The organism is Rhodococcus sp. RDE2 (assembly GCF_020885655.1).
GTDB classification, from domain to species: Bacteria; Actinomycetota; Actinomycetes; order Mycobacteriales; family Mycobacteriaceae; genus Rhodococcus; species Rhodococcus pyridinivorans.
On sequence record NZ_AP025186.1, the window covers coordinates 1,480,717 to 1,497,463 of the forward strand.

Below are 16,747 nucleotides of genomic sequence, written 5' to 3' on the forward strand. Positions count from 1 at the left end.
CTCGTTTCTTTCTTCGGTACCCGATCGGAGCGCCTGTGAATATGAGGCTAGCCCGTGGCATGTGACGATCCGAACTGACCGCGCATGTCGGTGGGCTACCTCACAATCTGGTGCGATGGGGTCTCCATCGATGACGGTTCTCGAGAGCCGATTATTCCCTCTAAGGTGCATCGGCGCAGCGCGCACCCCGTTACAAACGTGAGGACGATCTCATGTTCGATCCTTCCGTCGTCGAAGTGAGCAGGACCTCGGGCTCCTCAGGAACGAGACCACCGGTAGCGAGTTGCCACAAAGTGGTGTACAGACCTCCCGCTCGGCGGAGCTCGTCGTGGGGCCCGCACTCGACGATACGGCCGTCGTCGACGACCACCACCAGATCGGCGCGCGCGGCGGTCGCGAGACGGTGCGCCACCACCACGGCCGTGCGCGAGCGGGCCACCCGCGCACCCGCCTCGAGCACCGCTTTCTCGGTGGCGGGATCGAGGGTCGCGGTGGCCTCGTCGAGCAACAGCAGATCGGGATCCACCAGTTCGGCGCGCGCGAGCGCGATGAGCTGACGCTGGCCCGCCGACAGACCCTGACCGCGCTCACCGACCGGATGGTTCATGCCGCCGGCGAGTCCCGCGATCATGTCCAGCGCCCCCACGGCGCGCGCGGCCGATTCGATCTCCTCGCGCGTCGCGTCGGGCCGGCCGTAGGCGATGTTGGTCGCCACCGTGCCCGTGAACAGGTGCGCCTCCTGCGGCACCACACCGAGCCGGCCCCGATAGTCGCGCAGACGGTAACGGCGCAGATCGGTGTCGTCCACCCGCACCGAACCGGACGTCGGGTCGTAGAACCGGGCGAGCAGTTTGACGACCGTCGACTTCCCGGCGCCGGTGCGGCCCACCAGGGCGACCGTCGACCCGGCCGGGATCGACAGGTCCACATCGCTCAGCGCCTCGCGATCGGCCTCGCTGTACCGGAAGCCCACCTGCCGCAGATCGACGTCGCCGCGGAGGTGCCCGGTGATGGCGACCGTGCCCTCCTCGGCAGACTCGAGCGAGCTCTCGGTCCGCAGCAGGTCGCCGATCCGGCGCAGACCGACCCGCGCCTGCTGGTAGCCGTCGAAGACCTGCGACAACTGCTGGATGGGTGCGAACAACAGGTTCAGATACAGCACGAACGCGATCAGCACACCGGGGCCGACCGCGCCCGACGCCACCTCGCGGGCGCCGACGAAGACGACCGCCGCGAGCGCCAGATCGGACAGGAAGGTGATGAACGGGAAGTACAGCGAGATGGCCCGCTGCGACCGCAGGCGACTGCGCCGATAGGCCTCCGCGCGCTCGGCGAACCTGCGTGCGGCGGTCTCCTCCCGGCGGTAGGCCTGAGCGGCGCGCAGACCCGTGACGTTCTCCTGGAAATCCGCGTTCACCAGGGAGATGCGTTCGCGGGACTGCGCGTACGCTGTGCCGGAGACCTTCCGGAACCACAGGGTCGCGCCGACCAGCACGGGCAGCACCGCCAGCACCACCAGGGCCAGCGACAGATCGGTCGCGATCAACGCGATCGAGATACCGGTGAGCGTCAGCACCGCCACGACCGCGGTGGACAGGCCGGTCTGGATGAACTGCGACAGCGCGTCCACATCGGTCGTCATCCGCGTCATGATCCGGCCCGACAGCTCGCGTTCGTAGTAGTCGAGCCCGAGTCGTTGCAGGTGCGCGTACGAGCGCACGCGCAGCCCGAACAGCACCCGTTCGCCCGCCCGGGCGGTGAGCACGGTGAGGATCGCGACCACGAACCAGCCGAGCAGCGCGAGCACCACACCCGCGGCGGTCGCCTGCCACAGCCGGGACGGATCGCCCGGCGTCACCCCGCGGTCGACGGCGTACCGCACCAGCGACGGGAACGCGATGCTCGTCAGCGACTCCACCGCCAGGCACAGCACGACGACCGCCAGCAGTGCGCGCACCGGGCGCAGGGTCGTCCACAGCCGGAACTGCGGGTCGGGCAGGCGCAGAGCCTCGGACTGCAGCGCCGGATCGCGGCCGGGGGTCTCGGTGGCCGGGGGAAGCGCGTCGACGGCCGCGCGCAGTTCCGGGGTCGGGGCGACCGCACCGAGCGCACCGGACACCGGCCCTCCACGGCCGCCACCGCCCGCCGGTCCGCCGCGACCTCCACCGACGGCCGGTGGGTTCCGGACGGTCCCGGACGGCTCGTCGTCGTCCGGTTCCTCGGGCCACAACGCGCCGGCCGGAACCGGGCGTTCCGGTGCCGGTGCGGCCTCGTCGTCGGTCGAGAGCAGACGCCGGAAGACGCGACTGCGTTCGTCGAGTTCCTCGACCGTCCCGATGTCGACGATGCGTCCCTCGTCGAGCACGGCGACCCGGTCGGCGAGTGCGAGCGTCGACCGCCGATGGGCGAGCACGAGAGTCGTGCGGCGCCGGCCGGCCCGTAGCGCGCCGTAGATCGCGGCCTCCGTCTCGGCGTCGACCGCAGAGGTCGCGTCGTCGAGGATCAGCACCCGCGGATCGACGAGCAGCGCCCGCGCCAGCGCGACCCGCTGCCGCTGCCCGCCGGACAGCGTCAGGCCGCGTTCGCCGACGACGGTGTCGTATCCCTCGGGGAGGGCCTCGATGAAGTCGTCGGCACGTGCCGCCGCGGCCGCGGCGCGGATCTCGTCGTCCGATGCGTCGGGCCGGCCGAGAGCGATGTTGGACGCGACCGTGTCGGAGAACAGGAACGGCTCGTCGAAGACGAGGCCGACCGCCCCGCGCAGATCGTCCGCGCGGAGCGTGGCGACATCGAGGTCGCGGCCGTCCGCCGTCAGGCACACCGATCCACGGTGCGGCGCGTAGAAGCGGGGGAGCAGCAGCGACAGCACGGTCTTGCCCGAACCTGCCGGGCCGACGATCGCGACGGTCTCGCCGGGCGCGATCTCCAGGTCGAGGCCGCGCAGCACGTCCCGGTCGTCGTCGAAGCCGAAGGTCACGTCCTTCAGGTGCACCCCGAGCGAACCGTCGGGCAGCTCGACGGGATGCGGGGGATCGGCGACGTCGGGTTCGGTGTCGATCACCTCGTACACCCGCTCGACGGCGGCGCGGGACAGCTGCGCCATGATCACGACCTGCGAAAGGGTGCGGGTCGTCGCCGTCATCGTCGCCACATAGGCGGTGAACGCCACGAAGGTGCCCACGGTGATCCCGCCCTCGAGGGCGAGCCAGCCGCCGAGCGCGATGGTGGCGACGAGCCCGAACTGCGGGATCGAACCCATCGGCGCCGAGAACCACGCGTTGATCCGGGCGGCGCGCAGACGCTCGGCGTACAGCCTGCGACCGTGTCCCTCGAGCTGGTCGACCGCGTGCGACTCCTGCCCGAATCCCTTCACGACCCGCACGCCCGTGACGGTCTCCTCGACGTGCTGGGCGAGGTCGGCCGCGCGCTGCTGCGCCGACCAGGTCGCCGCGAACAGCTTCGGGCGTACGACCCGCACGATGCCCGCGATGATCGGGACGATGATCACCGCGACCAGCGTCAGCAGCGGTGAGAGTGTCGTCATGATCACCAGCGCGAGCACGAACTGCAGCAGCGCACCCGCCGACATCGGCACCATCGCGAGCAGGCCCTGCACGAGTTGCAGGTCGGTGATGGACCGCGAGACCACCTGGCCCGTGCGGATGCGGTCCTGGCCGTGGCCGTCGAGACGTTGGAGCGAGCCGAGCAGACGCAGCCGCAGGTCGTGCTGGACGTCGAGCGACAGGCGTCCGGCGAGCATGCGACGCCCGTACTGGCAGCCGAACCGGATCACCGCACCGCCTGCGATCGCCGCTGCGGCCAGACCGATCAGACGCAGGTCGTCGGCGGGCACGTCGCCCTGCCCGGTCGCGCTGTCGACCGCGACTTTCGTCAGCAGCGGAAAGGTGATGTCGATCAGGGCGGCGACGACGGTGACGGCCAGCGCCCCGACGGCTGTTCTGCGGTGCTTCAGGCATTCGGCGACGAGCCGGGAAATCCATCCCGGCGAGCGCGGAATCGGGTCGTGTGCCATCGAACCGACATTAGCGCCGAGCAACGACAGGGCAGGGCGGAGCCGCTCGACCAGCGACGGAGACGCAGGTCGCCGGAGGTGTCAGAGGACGTCGGCGGTGCGGGCGCGCCACCAGCCGAGGCCGCTGAGCACCACGGTCCACAGGACCAGGAGCAGCGGAGCCGCCGGCCATGTCATCTCCAGCGTGACGTCCTCGGGCATCGACACCGCCGAGAACAGCACGTACCAGGTGACCTGCGCCGGCAGGTACGACGCGATGGCGCCGAGACCGAGACCGTGCAGGACGACCGAGACCATCAGCTCCCCGAACGGCACCCACGCGCAGATCGCGAGCACACTGCCCGTCGTCGACCGCGTGAGCAGACCCAGCCCCGCTCCGATCAGCGACCACAACAGCGCGCAGAACAGGCCGATCCCCATCACCTTGACGACCGATCCGAGATCGGCACCGTCGAAGCCCCCACCGAACAACACGAGCGTCGCGGCCGCCGCGACTTCCGTGACGAGGCAGTACAGCAACCCGATCACGGCGACGGTCGCGAACTTCACCCCGACGACCCGGTCGCGTCCCCGCGCGGTGAGGAAGGTCGTCACGATCGTTCGGTGCGCGAACTCGCTGCCCGTCGCCACCGCACCGAAGATCGCGGCGAACAGGAACACCAGCGACAGCGAGAGGGAGATGCCGACCGCGGCGGCGACGGCCTCGGCGAAACCGTCCCCGAAGCCGAGTTCGAGTTGCCGCGCGACCGGCAGCGTCAGTGCCCCGCAGAACAGTCCCACCAGCAGCGGTGCGATGCCGAGGATCCACCAGTAACGCAGGCTCAGGACCTTGCGGAACTCGGCGGTGAGAAGCGCGGTCATGCGGTGGGACCTCCTTGCCCGGTCGGCGGTCGGTTCGGCTGCCCCCACTGCGACTGCGGGTACTGCTGCGACTGCGGGTACTGCTGGGCGTTCGGATACTGCTGTGCACCCGGGTACTGCGGGCCCTGCGGATGGTGGGGGCCGTGCCCCGGATACTGCGCGACCGGCGCGGCCGCGTAGCGACCGGCCGTCATCGAGAGGTAGACCTGCTCGAGATCGACGTGCTCGACACTCGTCCCGAACAGCGTCACCTCCGCGGTCGCGGCGATCTCGGCGATGCGGTCGGGAGTCACGCCGACCACCGCGAGCCGTCCGTCCTGCTGCACCTGCGCGTCGGTGTGCCCGGCCGCGGCGAGTGCGGTCGCGAGGCGGGCCGGGTCGGAGGCCGCGACGAACACCCGCGAGCGGTAGGCGTCGCGCAGGTCGGTCATCGAGGTCTCCGCGACCAGGTGCCCGTTCGCGATGATCACGAGACGGTCGGCCATCTGCTCGATCTCCCGCAGGATGTGGCTCGAGATCAGCACGGTCCCGCCGTTGGCGGCGAACGCGCGGAGGAAGTCGCGCAGCCAGGCCATGCCCTCGGGATCGAGCCCGTTCGCCGGTTCGTCGAGCACGAGATAACGCGGCTGTCCGAGCAGGGCCGTCGCCAGGGCGAGTCGCTGCCGCATGCCGAGGGAGAACTCGCCGATGCGACGCCGCGCGACAGGCCCCAGGCCGACGAGATCGAGCATCTGCCTCGCCCGCTCGTCGTGCACGCCGATCGCGGCGCAGTAGACCTGCAGGTGCGTCAGCGCCCGGTGTTTGGGATGGGCGCTGCGCGCGTCGAGCACCGCTCCGACGACCTGTGCGGGCTGCTGCAGGGACGTGAACGGCACGCCGTCGACGAAGGCGTTCCCGGCGCTCGGCCGGACGAGGCCGAGCATCATGCCGAGCGTGGTGGTCTTGCCCGATCCGTTGGGGCCGAGGAAACCGGTGATCGAGCCCGGCGGCACCGTGAACCACAGATTCGATACCGCCGTGTGGTCACCGAACGTCCTGCTCAGGCCGTGGACGGCGATCCCCGCGCCCGGTGCCCCCGAGGGCACCCGGGGATCGGGTGTGCCGTACGGCGGTTGCGCTGACGGTGCTGTCACGGATTCGGACCCCCGCGTCGTCGAGATGTGGGTGCGGCTCGTACCGCGGTCGCCGTGAGCTTACGGGTCAGTCGAGGAAGGGCAGGACGGCGTCGAGGAATTCGCGGGGCGCGTCGAGCTGAGGACAGTGCCCCGCATCGGGGATGATCACCACCCGTCTTCGGCCGCCGGCCTGCACCCGCCGCGCCGCATGAGCGGGCGTCAACCGGTCGCGTGCGCCCCACACCAGCAGTGCCGGCATGTCGAGGGCGTGCACCATCTCCGGGATCGGCAGCCGGCCGAGCTCACCGATCGCGTGCCGGCCCACCGTGAGCAGCGTGTCGACCTGCTCGCGGGTCGCGTAGTTCGCCGCAAAGGCCGTACGCGCCGCCCGGTCGAAGGTGCCGCGTCGGTGCACGGCGGCCCGCGCATACAGGGCACCCATGGCCTGCTGCATCACCGGAGCGGGCAGCGGACGCAGCAACAGGCGCGACAGCTCGACCGGCATGCGCACACCTCGCGTCCACCACCGGGGGATCCCGGCGAGACCAGGCATGTCGGCGAGCACCACGCGGTCGACCCGGGACGGATGGACCGACGCGAACACCAGCGCGGTGACCGCACCGAGCGAGTTCCCGACCAGCGACACCGGCTCGGGCACGTCGTCGACGAGGTCGGCCAGGACGTCGACGTAGTGGTCGAGCACGGGTGTCTGCCAGTGCTGCGCGCTGCGTCCGAAACCGGGCAGGTCGACCGTGAGCACCCGGTGCCGTTCGGCGATCGCCGGCGCGACCTTGCACCACGTACCGCCGTGATCGGAGAAGCCGTGCAGCAGGACGACGGTGCGCGGTCCCGCACCGGACTCCCGCACGAACACCTTGCCGTCGGCCGGCACGGTCAGTCCTTCGTGACCGGAACACCGGCGTCGAGCGCCGGCGCCTCTCCGCTCGCCGGGAGGACGGGACGGGCGGAAGGCCACGCGGCCGGAGGCGGACCGAAGGCGTCGCGGGCGTTCTGGATCGTGCGCTTGCCCAGCGCGCGGTTGCCGACGCCACCGATCGCGGCACCGATGCCGGCGGGGACGAGCTTGCCGATCAGCAGCGGACTGCGTTTGGCGAAGTACCGGCGGATGAACTTCTTGACCAGGGAATTGTTCAGCGTCTTCAGCTGGGTGCCGCCCGCGCCGGTGGTCAGGGCCTTGGGCCAGTTCCGCAGCGACGCGCCGGTCGCGGTCGCGACGATCTCCCGGCCGGCGTCGCCGAGGGAGACGGCGAGTACCAGCGCGCGGCGCTGCTCGTGGTTGTGGGGTTCGATCCCGTGCACCGACGCGATGGCCAGGGTGAGCAGCGCGGACGCCTCGAAGAAGAAGGCCGTCTCGGCGCCCACCGCGCCGATGGCCGCGAGTGTCCCGATGCCGGGGAAGGCCGCGGTCGCACCCGCCGCGGACCCGCTGCCGGTGACGGTGAGCAGGAACTGCTTCTCGAGCCGCTCGATGATCTGCGCCGGGGACTCGTCGGGGTGTGAGCGCCGCACGAGATCGACGTACTTGGCCACCGCAGGGCCCTGCAGTCTCGCGCCGTTGTCCAGCATCTTGACGATAAAGGCCTCTGCGACGCCTGCCTTGCTGCTCATCGTGCCCCTGTCCTCCGGTGCTCTTGTCTTCCGGACTGCTCTCACTACGCTGGTGCCATGACCGGGTCCGCAGTCGGTGTGTCGGACGGCGCCAGGCGGCGTCCGACACCCCTGCTGACACCCTACGTACGGTCGTACGAGGGGTATCGGCTCGACGGTTTCCCGCCGGGGACCCATCTGGGTATGCCCTCTCCGGAGGTCACCGTAATCCTCACGATCTCCGAACCCGTCGAACTCTCGCGGGGCGACGGACGGTGCCCGGAACGTTTCGACGCACTCGCCGGAGGGTTGTCGACGCAACCGGTGCCCATCGTCCACCACGGACGGCAGCACGGGATCCAGCTCGCGCTCACCCCCGCGGGTGCCCGCGCCCTGCTGGGTGTGCCCGCCGCCGCACTCGGTCCGTGGGCCGTCGATCTCGAGGACGTCATCGGCGCCGACGGCCGGGAGCTGTTCGACCGGATCTCCGCGGCCGGATCCTGGGACGAGCGGTTCGCCGTCCTCGACCGGATCCTCGCTCGCCGCCTGGTCGCTGCACGGTCGACAAGCCCGGACGGGCACCTCGTCCACGCCTGGCACCTGCTCGTGACGGATCCGGGTCGCCCGGTCGGCGCGGTCGCGGACGAACTCGGATGGAGCAGGCGGCACCTCGCGAACCGGTGCGCCGCCGAGTTCGGACTGTCCCCGAAGGATGTTGCCCGGGTGGCGCGCTTCGACCGGTCGCGGCGGATGCTGCGGGCCGAGCCCGGCCGCCGCCTCGCCGACGTTGCCGCCGAGTGCGGCTTCTACGACCAGGCGCATCTCGCCCGCGACTGGCGCGATCTGGCGGGCGTCCCGCCGTCGCGGTGGCTCGAGGACGAAGTGTTCCCATTCGTCCAAGACGACCGGGACGTTCCGGTCCGACACTCGGAGACATGACGAACACAACGAATTCCACGCAGCAGTCGGCCACCGTCACACCCACCGTCGACGCGGTGTGGCCGTGCTTCGCCTACACCGACGCCCGGGGCGCGATCCGCTTCCTCGTGGAGACCCTCGGGTTCACCGAAGCAGAGGTCTACGGGGAAGGGGACCGCGTCGACCACGCCGCCCTGCTCTGGCCGCACGGCGGAGGGGTCATGCTCGGCTCGACCGGTCGCGGGTCGCCGCTCGACCAGCACGCCGACAGGGGAACCGCCTATCTCGTGCTCCCCGACGACGCGACCGTCGACGCCCTGTACGAGAGGGTGCTCGCCTCGGCGCAGGCGGAGGACCCGGCGGTCCGCGCGACCGTGACCGTCGAACTCCGCGACGAGGACTACGGATCGCACGGGTTCACCTGCCGCGACCCGCACGGTGTGTACTGGACGATCGGCACCTACCGGCCGCGCCGGCCGTAGGAACCGCCGCAGGGGAACGGTGGCAGGGGATCAGCGGGCGACCGCGCCGTGCCCTTCGGGGACCACTTCGCTCGGGCGCGGCGGGGGCGGCGGTGTGCCGTCCCCGAACGCCCGCCCGCCGAGCGCCTCTCGGCCGTGCGGATCGAGCCAGTTCGACAGGTCCGGTCCCTTCGGCACGATGCCCGTCGGATTGATGTCGGTGTGCACGAGGTAGTAGTGCTGCTTGATCTGCACGAAGTCGATGGTGTCGCCGAAACCGGGTGTCTGGAACAGATCGCGCGCGTAGGCCCACAACGCCGGGAAGTCCGCCAGCCGGTTCCGGTTGCACTTGAAATGCCCGTGGTAGACGGGATCGAACCGGACGAGCGTGGTGAACAGGCGCACGTCGGCCTCGGTGATGGTCTCGCCCACGAGATAGCGCTGCGCCCCGAGGCGTTCCTCGAGCCAGTCGAGGCGGGCGAAGAGGCGGTCGAAGGCCTTGTCGTAGGACTCCTGCGAACCGGCGAAACCGCACCGGTACACGCCGTTGTTGACGTCCTGGTAGACGAGCTCGGCCACCTCGTCGATCTCGTCCCGCAGCTCATCGGGGTACAGATCCGGGGCTCCCTCCCGGTGGAACTGCGTCCACTCGGTGGAGAAGTCGATGGTGATCTGCGGGTAGTCGTTCGTCACGACCTGCCCGGTGGGCACGTCGACGACGGCCGGGACGGTGATGCCGCGGTCGTATTCCGGGAAGCGCGCGAAGTAGGCGTCCTGCAGTCGCGGGATGCCGAGGACGGGGTCGACTCCGCCCGGGTCGAGGTCGAACGTCCAGCTGCGCTCGTCGTGCGTCGGGCCGCACAGTCCCAGCGACAGGGCGTCCTCGAGACCGAGCAGCCGCCGCACGATCAGGGTGCGGTTGGCCCACGGGCACGCCCGGGCGGCGACGAGCCGGTACCGCCCCGACTCGACGGGATAGCCGTCGCGCCCGTCCGCGGTGATGCGGGTGGGGATGTAGTTGGTGTCGCGGGTGAACTCCGCACCCGGCTCGACGTACTTGTTCTCGGTCACCTACGCATCCTTCCGCGCACACTTGTCACTTCTCGGGTGGAACCCGAACAGTCACGAGGGTTCCCCAGATGTCGTATCCCGACACCGCCGCGACCGTGCGGGCACCGCGGTTGTCGCGGCGCATGCGGGCCAGCGGGACGAGTCCGGCGTCGAGCGCGTCGTGGGTCGCCAGCGTCGCGACGGTCGAGGCGAGTCCGAGCCGGCGCGCCGGCGGTGTCGTCAGCACCCGCACGTCGGCCAGCAACGACCCGAGTTCGCTGTACGCCGCGCCGGCGAGGGGCCGGTGATCGTCGTCGAGCAGCACGAACACGCGCGACGGTCCCGTCGGCGACAGTTCGGCCTCGGTGACGTCGTCGGGCGGGCAGCTCCGCAGCAGCTCGGCGAGGTCCTCGGGGTCGTCGGAGATGAGCGGGTTCTCGACGCGTGTCGCGTCGATCCAGTCGGTGCACAGGGCGAGGATCTCCGTACGACCCGCGTGGCCTGCGACGACGAGCTCGGCGTTCGGGGCGTCGATCTCGGCCGGGTCGGGTTCGGCCGCGAGGCGGGAGACCGCGGCGTCGGGTCCGACGATCGCGGTGGTGCGCCCCACGGCGAGCAGCCGGACGTCGCGGAACGAGTCGTCGACACGCGTCACGCACCCGGGTTCGACGAGGGCACCGTCGGGTAGGCCCAGTGCACGACACCACGCGAGGGCGGCGATGCTCGAGATGTGCGGGTCCACCCCGCTACCGTAGACCGCCGACGAGGGGAGAGGTCCGGTGAGCGACGACAGCGAGGTGGACACGCGCGACCGCGGGTCCGATGTGGCGGTGGAGATGTCCGACGGTGCCCGGTGGGCGGCGTTGGGCGCCCTGTGCCTGGGCTTCTTCATGATCCTGGTGGACAGCACGATCGTCGCCGTCGCCAACCCGGCGATCATGCGGACCTTCGAGGCCGACATCGCCGCTGTCGTGTGGGTCACGAGCGCGTATCTGCTCGCCTACGCGGTGCCGCTGCTCGTGACGGGCCGCCTCGGCGACCGCTTCGGTCAGCGCCGGGTCTATCTCTGCGGGCTGGTGCTGTTCACGATCGCGTCGTTGTGGTGCGGTTTCTCGTCGACGATCGAGATGCTCATCGTCGCCCGCGTCTTCCAGGGGTTCGGCGCGGCGCTCATGTCGCCGCAGACCATGGCCGTGGTGACGCGGATCTTCCCGCGTGAGCGGCGCGGAACCGCGATGGGACTGTGGGGCGCCGTGGCCGGGGTCGCGACACTCGTCGGGCCGCTGGCCGGCGGTGTCCTGGTCGACGGCCTGGGCTGGGAGTGGATCTTCTTCGTGAACGTGCCCGTCGGGATGGTCGGGTTCGCGCTGGCCGTGCGGTACGTACCCGTGCTGCCCACGAGCCCGCACCGCTTCGACGTGCTCGGCATGCTGCTCAGCGGTGCCGGCCTGTTCTGTCTCGTGTTCGGGATCCAGGAGGGCAACTCGTTCGAGTGGACCGCCCGCGTGTGGGCACTGATCGGCCTGGGCATCGTGCTGCTCGTCGTGTTCGTCGTCCAGCAGTCGCGCAACCGCGGTGAACCGCTCGTACCGCTGTCGCTGTTCCGGGACCGCAACTTCGGGCTGGCGAACATCGGCATCGCGACGATGGGTTTCGCCATCACCGGCGTCATGCTGCCGATCATGTTCTACGCCCAGTCGGTGCGCGGTCTGAGCCCGACCGGTGCTGCGATGCTCATGGTGCCGATGGCGGTCTTCAGCGGGGTGCTCGCGCCGCTCGTTGGCAGGCTCGTCGACCGGGTCCATCCGCGACTGATCGCGGGCACCGGCTTCTCGCTGCTCACCATCGGACTGGGTTGGCTCGCCCTCGTGATGACCCCCGACGCGGAGATCTGGCAGCTGCTGCTCCCGATCGCCCTGATCGGGGTGGCGAACGCGGGCATCTGGTCGCCGCTCTCGGCCACCGCGACGAACGGTCTCGCACCGAGCCGGGCCGGGGCGGGTTCCGGTGTGTACAACACGACGCGTCAGGTGGGCGCGGTGATGGGCAGTGCCGCTCTCGGCGCGATCATGGCGGCGCGGTTGAGTGCCAACGGTGTCGGCGGGGGAGGAGGAGGTGTGGCGGAGATGGAGACGTCCGGCGCGGTCCTGCCGGAGCCCCTGCGCGAACCGTTCGCCGCGGCGATGGCCGAATCGTTGTGGTTACCCGCCGGCATCCTGCTCGTCGGGCTCGTGGCCGTGCTCGCCTTCGACCGGCCCGCGAGCCAGAAGGAACAGCGTGCCGCCGAGGAGCGTTCGGCGCCGGCGAGCGCCTGACGGCTGATCCGTCGACCACCCGCGGCGCCCTCCGAGGTGTCCGTGACCCGTCGTTTCCTCACATGGCTGTGATCCACGCCATATAGTGCAGGCACGCACGCCGGGTGGGAGGTGGCATGTCGGTGGCCGTAGTGGAAATTCCTGCAGGGAGTCGTTGGCTCCGGGACGATCGGGTCACTCGCCGCGACAGCGGCATCCTCCAGTACGACTGCCTGGAGCCGTGCCTCGCCGAGCTGCTCGACCGGAGTGCGCTGCGCTTCGCGAACCGCGTCGCCGTGGTCGACCGATGCGGCCGCACCCTCACCTACCGCGAACTGTGGGCCGCCGCCGCCCGCGTCGCCGGTGGCCTCCTCGATCAGGGCGTCGGCCCCGCCGACCGGGTGGTGATCCACCAGCCGAACGGCGTCCGCTGGCTGATCGGTTTCCTGGGCGTGGTCCTCGCCGGCGGTGTCCCGGTGCTCCCCGACCCGAGCTGCAGCCCCGAGGAGGCGGCGGAGGTCGAGGTCCACAGCGGGGCGGTACTCACCCTCGACTCCGATCTTCCCGACGGCGTCGCCTTCCTCGACGGTGGCGCGTCACCGGACGAACTCGCGGTGCTCTACTACGTGCGCGTCGCCGGTGGTGGACTGCGCGGCGTCGAACTGACCAACACCAACGTGCTGTCGACGATCGAAGCCGTCGCCCACGCCATGGATCTCGTCGGCGACGGCGTACGGACGGTGCTGACCGCGCCGCTGTCCACGGCGGTCGGATGCAGCGTCCAACTGCTGCCCACACTCGCCTTCGGGGGAACCGTCGTGGTCTCGGGGTCCCGCGTGATCCGCGCACCGTGGCGCCATCTCCGCGCCGCCTTCCCCGCCTCACGCTTCGTGCGGGGATGGGGTGTCGCCGAGACGGGCGGCATCGGCCTCCTGCTGCCCTCGGAACACCGCGCCCGCCACCCCCGCAGTGTCGGCGTGCCGTTCGGAGGGATCGAGGTCGCGCTGCTCGGACCCAACGCCGAGCACGGCGTCGGCGAACTGCTCTGCCGCGGACCGAGCGTGGCCCGCCGCTACTGGCGCGATCCGTGCGCCGCGGACGAGGCGTTCACGGACGACGGCTGGTTCCGCACGGGCGATCAGGTGCGCATCGACGACGAGGGCTTCGTCGATCAGATCGCCGTCCGGGTGTCGTGAACCCTGGAACAGGTTCTCGTCGGGTATACAGCCTGTAACCGGGTGAACCGGCATTTTCCGTAGTGGAGAGGTGTGTCCATGTCCGACGTAGTCCTGCTCGAACGACGCGATCGCGTTCTCGTCATCACCATCAACCGGCCCGAGGCGCGCAACGCCGTCAACGCCGCCGTGAGCCACGCGCTCGCCGAGGCGGTCGACCAGCTCGACAGCGACGACTCCCTGTCGGTCGGTGTGCTCACCGGCGCCGGCGGCAACTTCTGCGCGGGCATGGACCTCAAGGCGTTCGTCGCCGGCGAGAACGTGGTCGTGCCCGGCAAGGGCCTCGGCTTCACGGAGGCGCCGCCGCGCAAGCCGCTCATCTCCGCCGTCGAAGGATTCGCCCTCGCCGGCGGAACCGAACTCGTCCTGGCCACCGACCTCGTCGTCGCCGCGAAGGACGCGAAGTTCGGCATCCCGGAGGTCAAGCGCGGCCTCGTCGCCGGTGGCGGTGGCCTGTTGCGCCTGCCGTCGCGCATCCCCTACCAGAAGGCCCTCGAACTCGCCCTCACCGGGGACGCGTTCACCGCCGAGGAAGGCTACGGATACGGTTTCGTCAACCGCCTCACCGAACCCGGTGAGGCACTCGAGGGCGCATTCGAACTGGCCGAGCGCATCACGGCGAACGGACCGCTCGCCGTGGCGGCGACCAAGGAGATCATCGTCCGCTCGGCCGACTGGTCGAGCGAGGAGGCGTTCGCGAAGCAGATGGAGATCATGGGGCCCGTGTTCACCTCGGAGGACGCGCGTGAAGGCGCCACCGCCTTCGCCGAGAAGCGGCCTCCTGTGTGGAAGGGTCGCTGAGCTCCTGACACTCGAGGGCAACCGAACGAGAGATGGCGAGGATCAGGTGACCGACGGATTCGCAGAACTGCACGTGCACATCGAGGGCACGCTCGAACCCGAACTGATCCTCGCCCTCGCCGAGCGGAACCGCATCGAGCTGCCCTATCGCGATCTCGACGATCTGCGCAGCCGCTACCGGTTCACCGACCTGCAGTCGTTCCTCGACCTGTACTACGCGAACATGGAGGTCCTGCGCACCGCACAGGACTTCGCCGACCTCGCCCGCGCCTATTTCGCTCGTGCGGCGCGGGCGGGCGTCACCCGCGCGGAGTTCTTCTTCGATCCGCAGGCCCACACCTCACGCGGTGTCCCGCTGCCCGAGGTCGTGGCCGGGCTCTCCGACGCCGTCGCCGGGGCACACCGGGAGTTCGGGGTCGACGCGGCGATGATCGCGTCGATCGTGCGTGATCGTCCCGTGCCCGAAGCCCACGAGGTGTTCGGCGAACTGCTGCGCCTCGGCGCGCCGATCATCGCGCTCGGCCTCGACTCGGCGGAGGTGGGCCACCCGCCGTCGCTGTTCGAGGACGTCTTCGCGCGGGCACGGGCCGAAGGCCTCCACATCACGGCGCACGCGGGGGAGGAGGGACCTCCGGAATACGTGTGGCAGGCCCTCGATCTGCTCGGTGCCGAGCGCATCGACCACGGCATCCGCTCGCTCGAGGATCCCGAGCTCGTGGCGCGCCTGGTCGACGAGAGTATTCCGCTCACCGTCTGCCCGTTCTCGAATGTCCGCCTCCGCGTGGTGGATACGCTCGCCGACCATCCGCTGCGCCGCATGCTCGAGGCGGGCCTGTCGGTGAGCGTGCACTCGGACGATCCCGCCTATTTCGGCGGTTACGTCGACGACAACCTCGCGGGACTGAAGGACCAGCTCGGTCTCACCGACGCCGAACGGGATGTGCTCCGGCGCAATTCGTGGGACGCCGCCTTCCTCTGAGTCCGTCCGGGTGCGTTTGCCCGGGCGTCACTCGCCCAGGACGCGGCGCAGATACGGGTTCGTGAAGGTGCGGTGCGGATCCACGCGGTCGCGCACGGCGAGGAAGTCGTCGAACCGGGGATAGAGCTCGCGCAGGTCGTCGGCGGTGAGGGAGTGGAGCTTGCCCCAGTGCGGGCGTCCCTGCGCCGCACGCAGGATCGGCTCGACACCGTCGAAGTAGGCCGCGTGGTCGCGCCGATGGTACTGGTGCACGGCCACATAGGCGGTGTCGCGGCCGTGCGCCGTGGACAACCACACGTCGTCACCCTGCGAGAACCGCACCTCCACCGGAAAACCGACGTGAACGTCCTTGCGCTGCAGCCACACATCGATCTCGCGCAGGACCTCGGGCAGATGTTCGGCGGGGAGCGCGTACTCCATCTCCCGGAACCGCACCCGCCGGGTGGAGGCAAACACCCGGTAACTGCGGTCGACGAAGGTGCGCGGGGACAACGCCCGTGACGCGACCCGGTTCAGCGCCGGGATGGTGGCCGGAATTCGCGTCCCGACCTGCTGGAAGAGTGCGAACGCGCCGTTGGAGAGCAGTTCGTCGTCGAGGAGGGTGCGCACCCGCCCGACCGGCTGCACCGGTGCCTCGCCGGGGAGTCGGGTATTGCGTTTGACGAGCACGCCGTCGGTGTGCGGGAACCAGTAGAACTCGAAATGGTCGACACCGCTGCGCAGTTCGTCGAGGGCGGTGAGTGTCGTGCGGAGCGACGAGGGTGCTTCCTCCGCGCGCAGACGGAACGCGGGGACGCAGTCGAGCGTCACGGTCGCGAGCACGCCGAGAGCGCCGAGGCCGAGCCGCGCGCCCTCGAACAGGTCGGGTTCGTGTTCGGGGGAGCAGTCGACGATCCGGCCGTCGGCGAGCACGATCGTCGCACCGCACACGGCTGCCGCCAGTCCGCGGAAGGTCGCACCGGTGCCGTGGGTGCCGGTCGAGATCGCGCCGGCGACGGACTGGACGTCGATGTCGCCGAGATTCGGTACGGCGAGGCCCTGCGTCCACAGCAGGTCGCTCAGGTCGTGCAGTCGCGTCCCTGCCCGCACGGTGACGCGCGCGCCGGTGGCCGACGGTTCCACCGCGACGAGACCGGACATCCGGTCGAGCGAGATCAGCGTGCCGTCGGTGACGGCCGCGCCGGTGAACGAGTGCCCGGCGCCCACGGCCTTGACGTGTTCGCCTCGCTCGGAGGCGCGGACGACGACGCGCGCGAGGTCGTCGACGCTGCCGGGAGTCTCGAAACGGCGGGGTGTCGCGCGCTCGGTACGCGCCCAGTTGCGCCAGGTGGCCATGCCTCATCTTCGACCTGGACGAGCGTCCAAGTCAACACCTGCTCGCGAATCTTTCCC

At 70.4% G+C, this 16,747-nt stretch carries 14 protein-coding genes; 6 read left to right on the top strand and 8 right to left on the bottom strand.

Annotation, left to right across the window (positions count from 1 at the left end):
* Nucleotides 1–190: 190 nt before the first annotated feature.
* The 5 genes from LPH33_RS07035 to LPH33_RS07055 form a co-directional block, all read right to left on the bottom strand.
* Nucleotides 191–4,033 carry an ABC transporter ATP-binding protein gene (locus LPH33_RS07035; RefSeq protein ID WP_229567578.1) on the bottom strand — a complete coding sequence of 1,281 codons (3,843 nt, stop codon included), beginning with the start codon at nt 4,031–4,033 and terminating at the stop codon, nt 191–193.
* Between the two features lie 81 nt (nt 4,034–4,114).
* On the bottom strand, nt 4,115–4,894 hold the full coding sequence (locus LPH33_RS07040) for an ABC transporter permease (protein ID WP_160874798.1): 780 nt from the start codon (nt 4,892–4,894) through the stop codon (nt 4,115–4,117).
* A complete protein-coding gene (locus LPH33_RS07045; protein ID WP_229568276.1) occupies nt 4,891–5,979 on the bottom strand; it encodes an ABC transporter ATP-binding protein in 1,089 nt (362 codons plus the stop codon). Before LPH33_RS07045 ends, LPH33_RS07040 begins: the two co-directional genes overlap by 4 nt.
* Nucleotides 5,980–6,094: 115 nt before the next feature.
* Nucleotides 6,095–6,901: an alpha/beta fold hydrolase gene (locus tag LPH33_RS07050; protein WP_160874794.1), complete on the bottom strand. Its 807-nt coding sequence runs from the start codon at nt 6,899–6,901 to the stop codon at nt 6,095–6,097.
* A gap of 2 nt (nt 6,902–6,903) precedes the next feature.
* Nucleotides 6,904–7,638: a hypothetical protein gene (locus LPH33_RS07055; protein ID WP_016691999.1), complete on the bottom strand. Its 735-nt coding sequence runs from the start codon at nt 7,636–7,638 to the stop codon at nt 6,904–6,906.
* Between the two features lie 57 nt (nt 7,639–7,695).
* Here LPH33_RS07055 and LPH33_RS07060 point away from each other — a divergent pair, with 57 nt between their 5' ends.
* Together LPH33_RS07060 and LPH33_RS07065 are read left to right on the top strand one after the other, a co-directional pair.
* Complete coding sequence (locus LPH33_RS07060) at nt 7,696–8,556, top strand: AraC family transcriptional regulator (protein ID WP_229567580.1); 861 nt, start codon at nt 7,696–7,698, stop codon at nt 8,554–8,556.
* Entirely contained in the window at nt 8,553–9,017 is a 465-nt protein-coding gene (locus LPH33_RS07065; protein WP_016691997.1) for a VOC family protein, read from the top strand. The genes LPH33_RS07060 and LPH33_RS07065 overlap by 4 nt, the downstream gene beginning before the upstream one ends.
* A 30-nt stretch (nt 9,018–9,047) precedes the next feature.
* Here LPH33_RS07065 and LPH33_RS07070 read toward each other — a convergent pair whose 3' ends face one another.
* Nucleotides 9,048–10,067: a glutathione S-transferase family protein gene (locus tag LPH33_RS07070; RefSeq protein ID WP_088896709.1), complete on the bottom strand. Its 1,020-nt coding sequence runs from the start codon at nt 10,065–10,067 to the stop codon at nt 9,048–9,050.
* A 25-nt stretch (nt 10,068–10,092) separates the two neighbouring features.
* Nucleotides 10,093–10,788: a GNAT family N-acetyltransferase gene (locus tag LPH33_RS07075; protein WP_088896803.1), complete on the bottom strand. Its 696-nt coding sequence runs from the start codon at nt 10,786–10,788 to the stop codon at nt 10,093–10,095.
* Between the two features lie 94 nt (nt 10,789–10,882).
* Between LPH33_RS07075 and LPH33_RS07080 the strand changes: the two genes are divergently transcribed.
* The 4 genes from LPH33_RS07080 to LPH33_RS07095 all read left to right on the top strand — a co-directional run bounded on the left by LPH33_RS07080 (nt 10,883) and on the right by LPH33_RS07095 (nt 15,355).
* Entirely contained in the window at nt 10,883–12,361 is a 1,479-nt protein-coding gene (locus LPH33_RS07080; protein WP_229568278.1) for an MFS transporter, read from the top strand.
* Between the two features lie 131 nt (nt 12,362–12,492).
* Entirely contained in the window at nt 12,493–13,536 is a 1,044-nt protein-coding gene (locus tag LPH33_RS07085; protein WP_229568280.1) for a class I adenylate-forming enzyme family protein, read from the top strand.
* Nucleotides 13,537–13,614: 78 nt separating this feature from the next.
* Nucleotides 13,615–14,376 carry a crotonase/enoyl-CoA hydratase family protein gene (locus LPH33_RS07090; protein WP_016691992.1) on the top strand — a complete coding sequence of 254 codons (762 nt, stop codon included), beginning with the start codon at nt 13,615–13,617 and terminating at the stop codon, nt 14,374–14,376.
* A 46-nt stretch (nt 14,377–14,422) separates the two neighbouring features.
* The gene (locus LPH33_RS07095) at nt 14,423–15,355 is read left to right on the top strand and encodes an adenosine deaminase (RefSeq protein ID WP_229567582.1); all 933 of its coding nucleotides are present in this window, start codon (nt 14,423–14,425) and stop codon (nt 15,353–15,355) included.
* Nucleotides 15,356–15,382: 27 nt separating this feature from the next.
* Here the strand turns inward: LPH33_RS07095 and LPH33_RS07100 are convergent, their stop codons facing one another.
* On the bottom strand, nt 15,383–16,690 hold the full coding sequence (locus tag LPH33_RS07100) for a D-arabinono-1,4-lactone oxidase (RefSeq protein WP_229567584.1): 1,308 nt from the start codon (nt 16,688–16,690) through the stop codon (nt 15,383–15,385).
* Between the last annotated feature and the right edge of the window lie 57 nt (nt 16,691–16,747).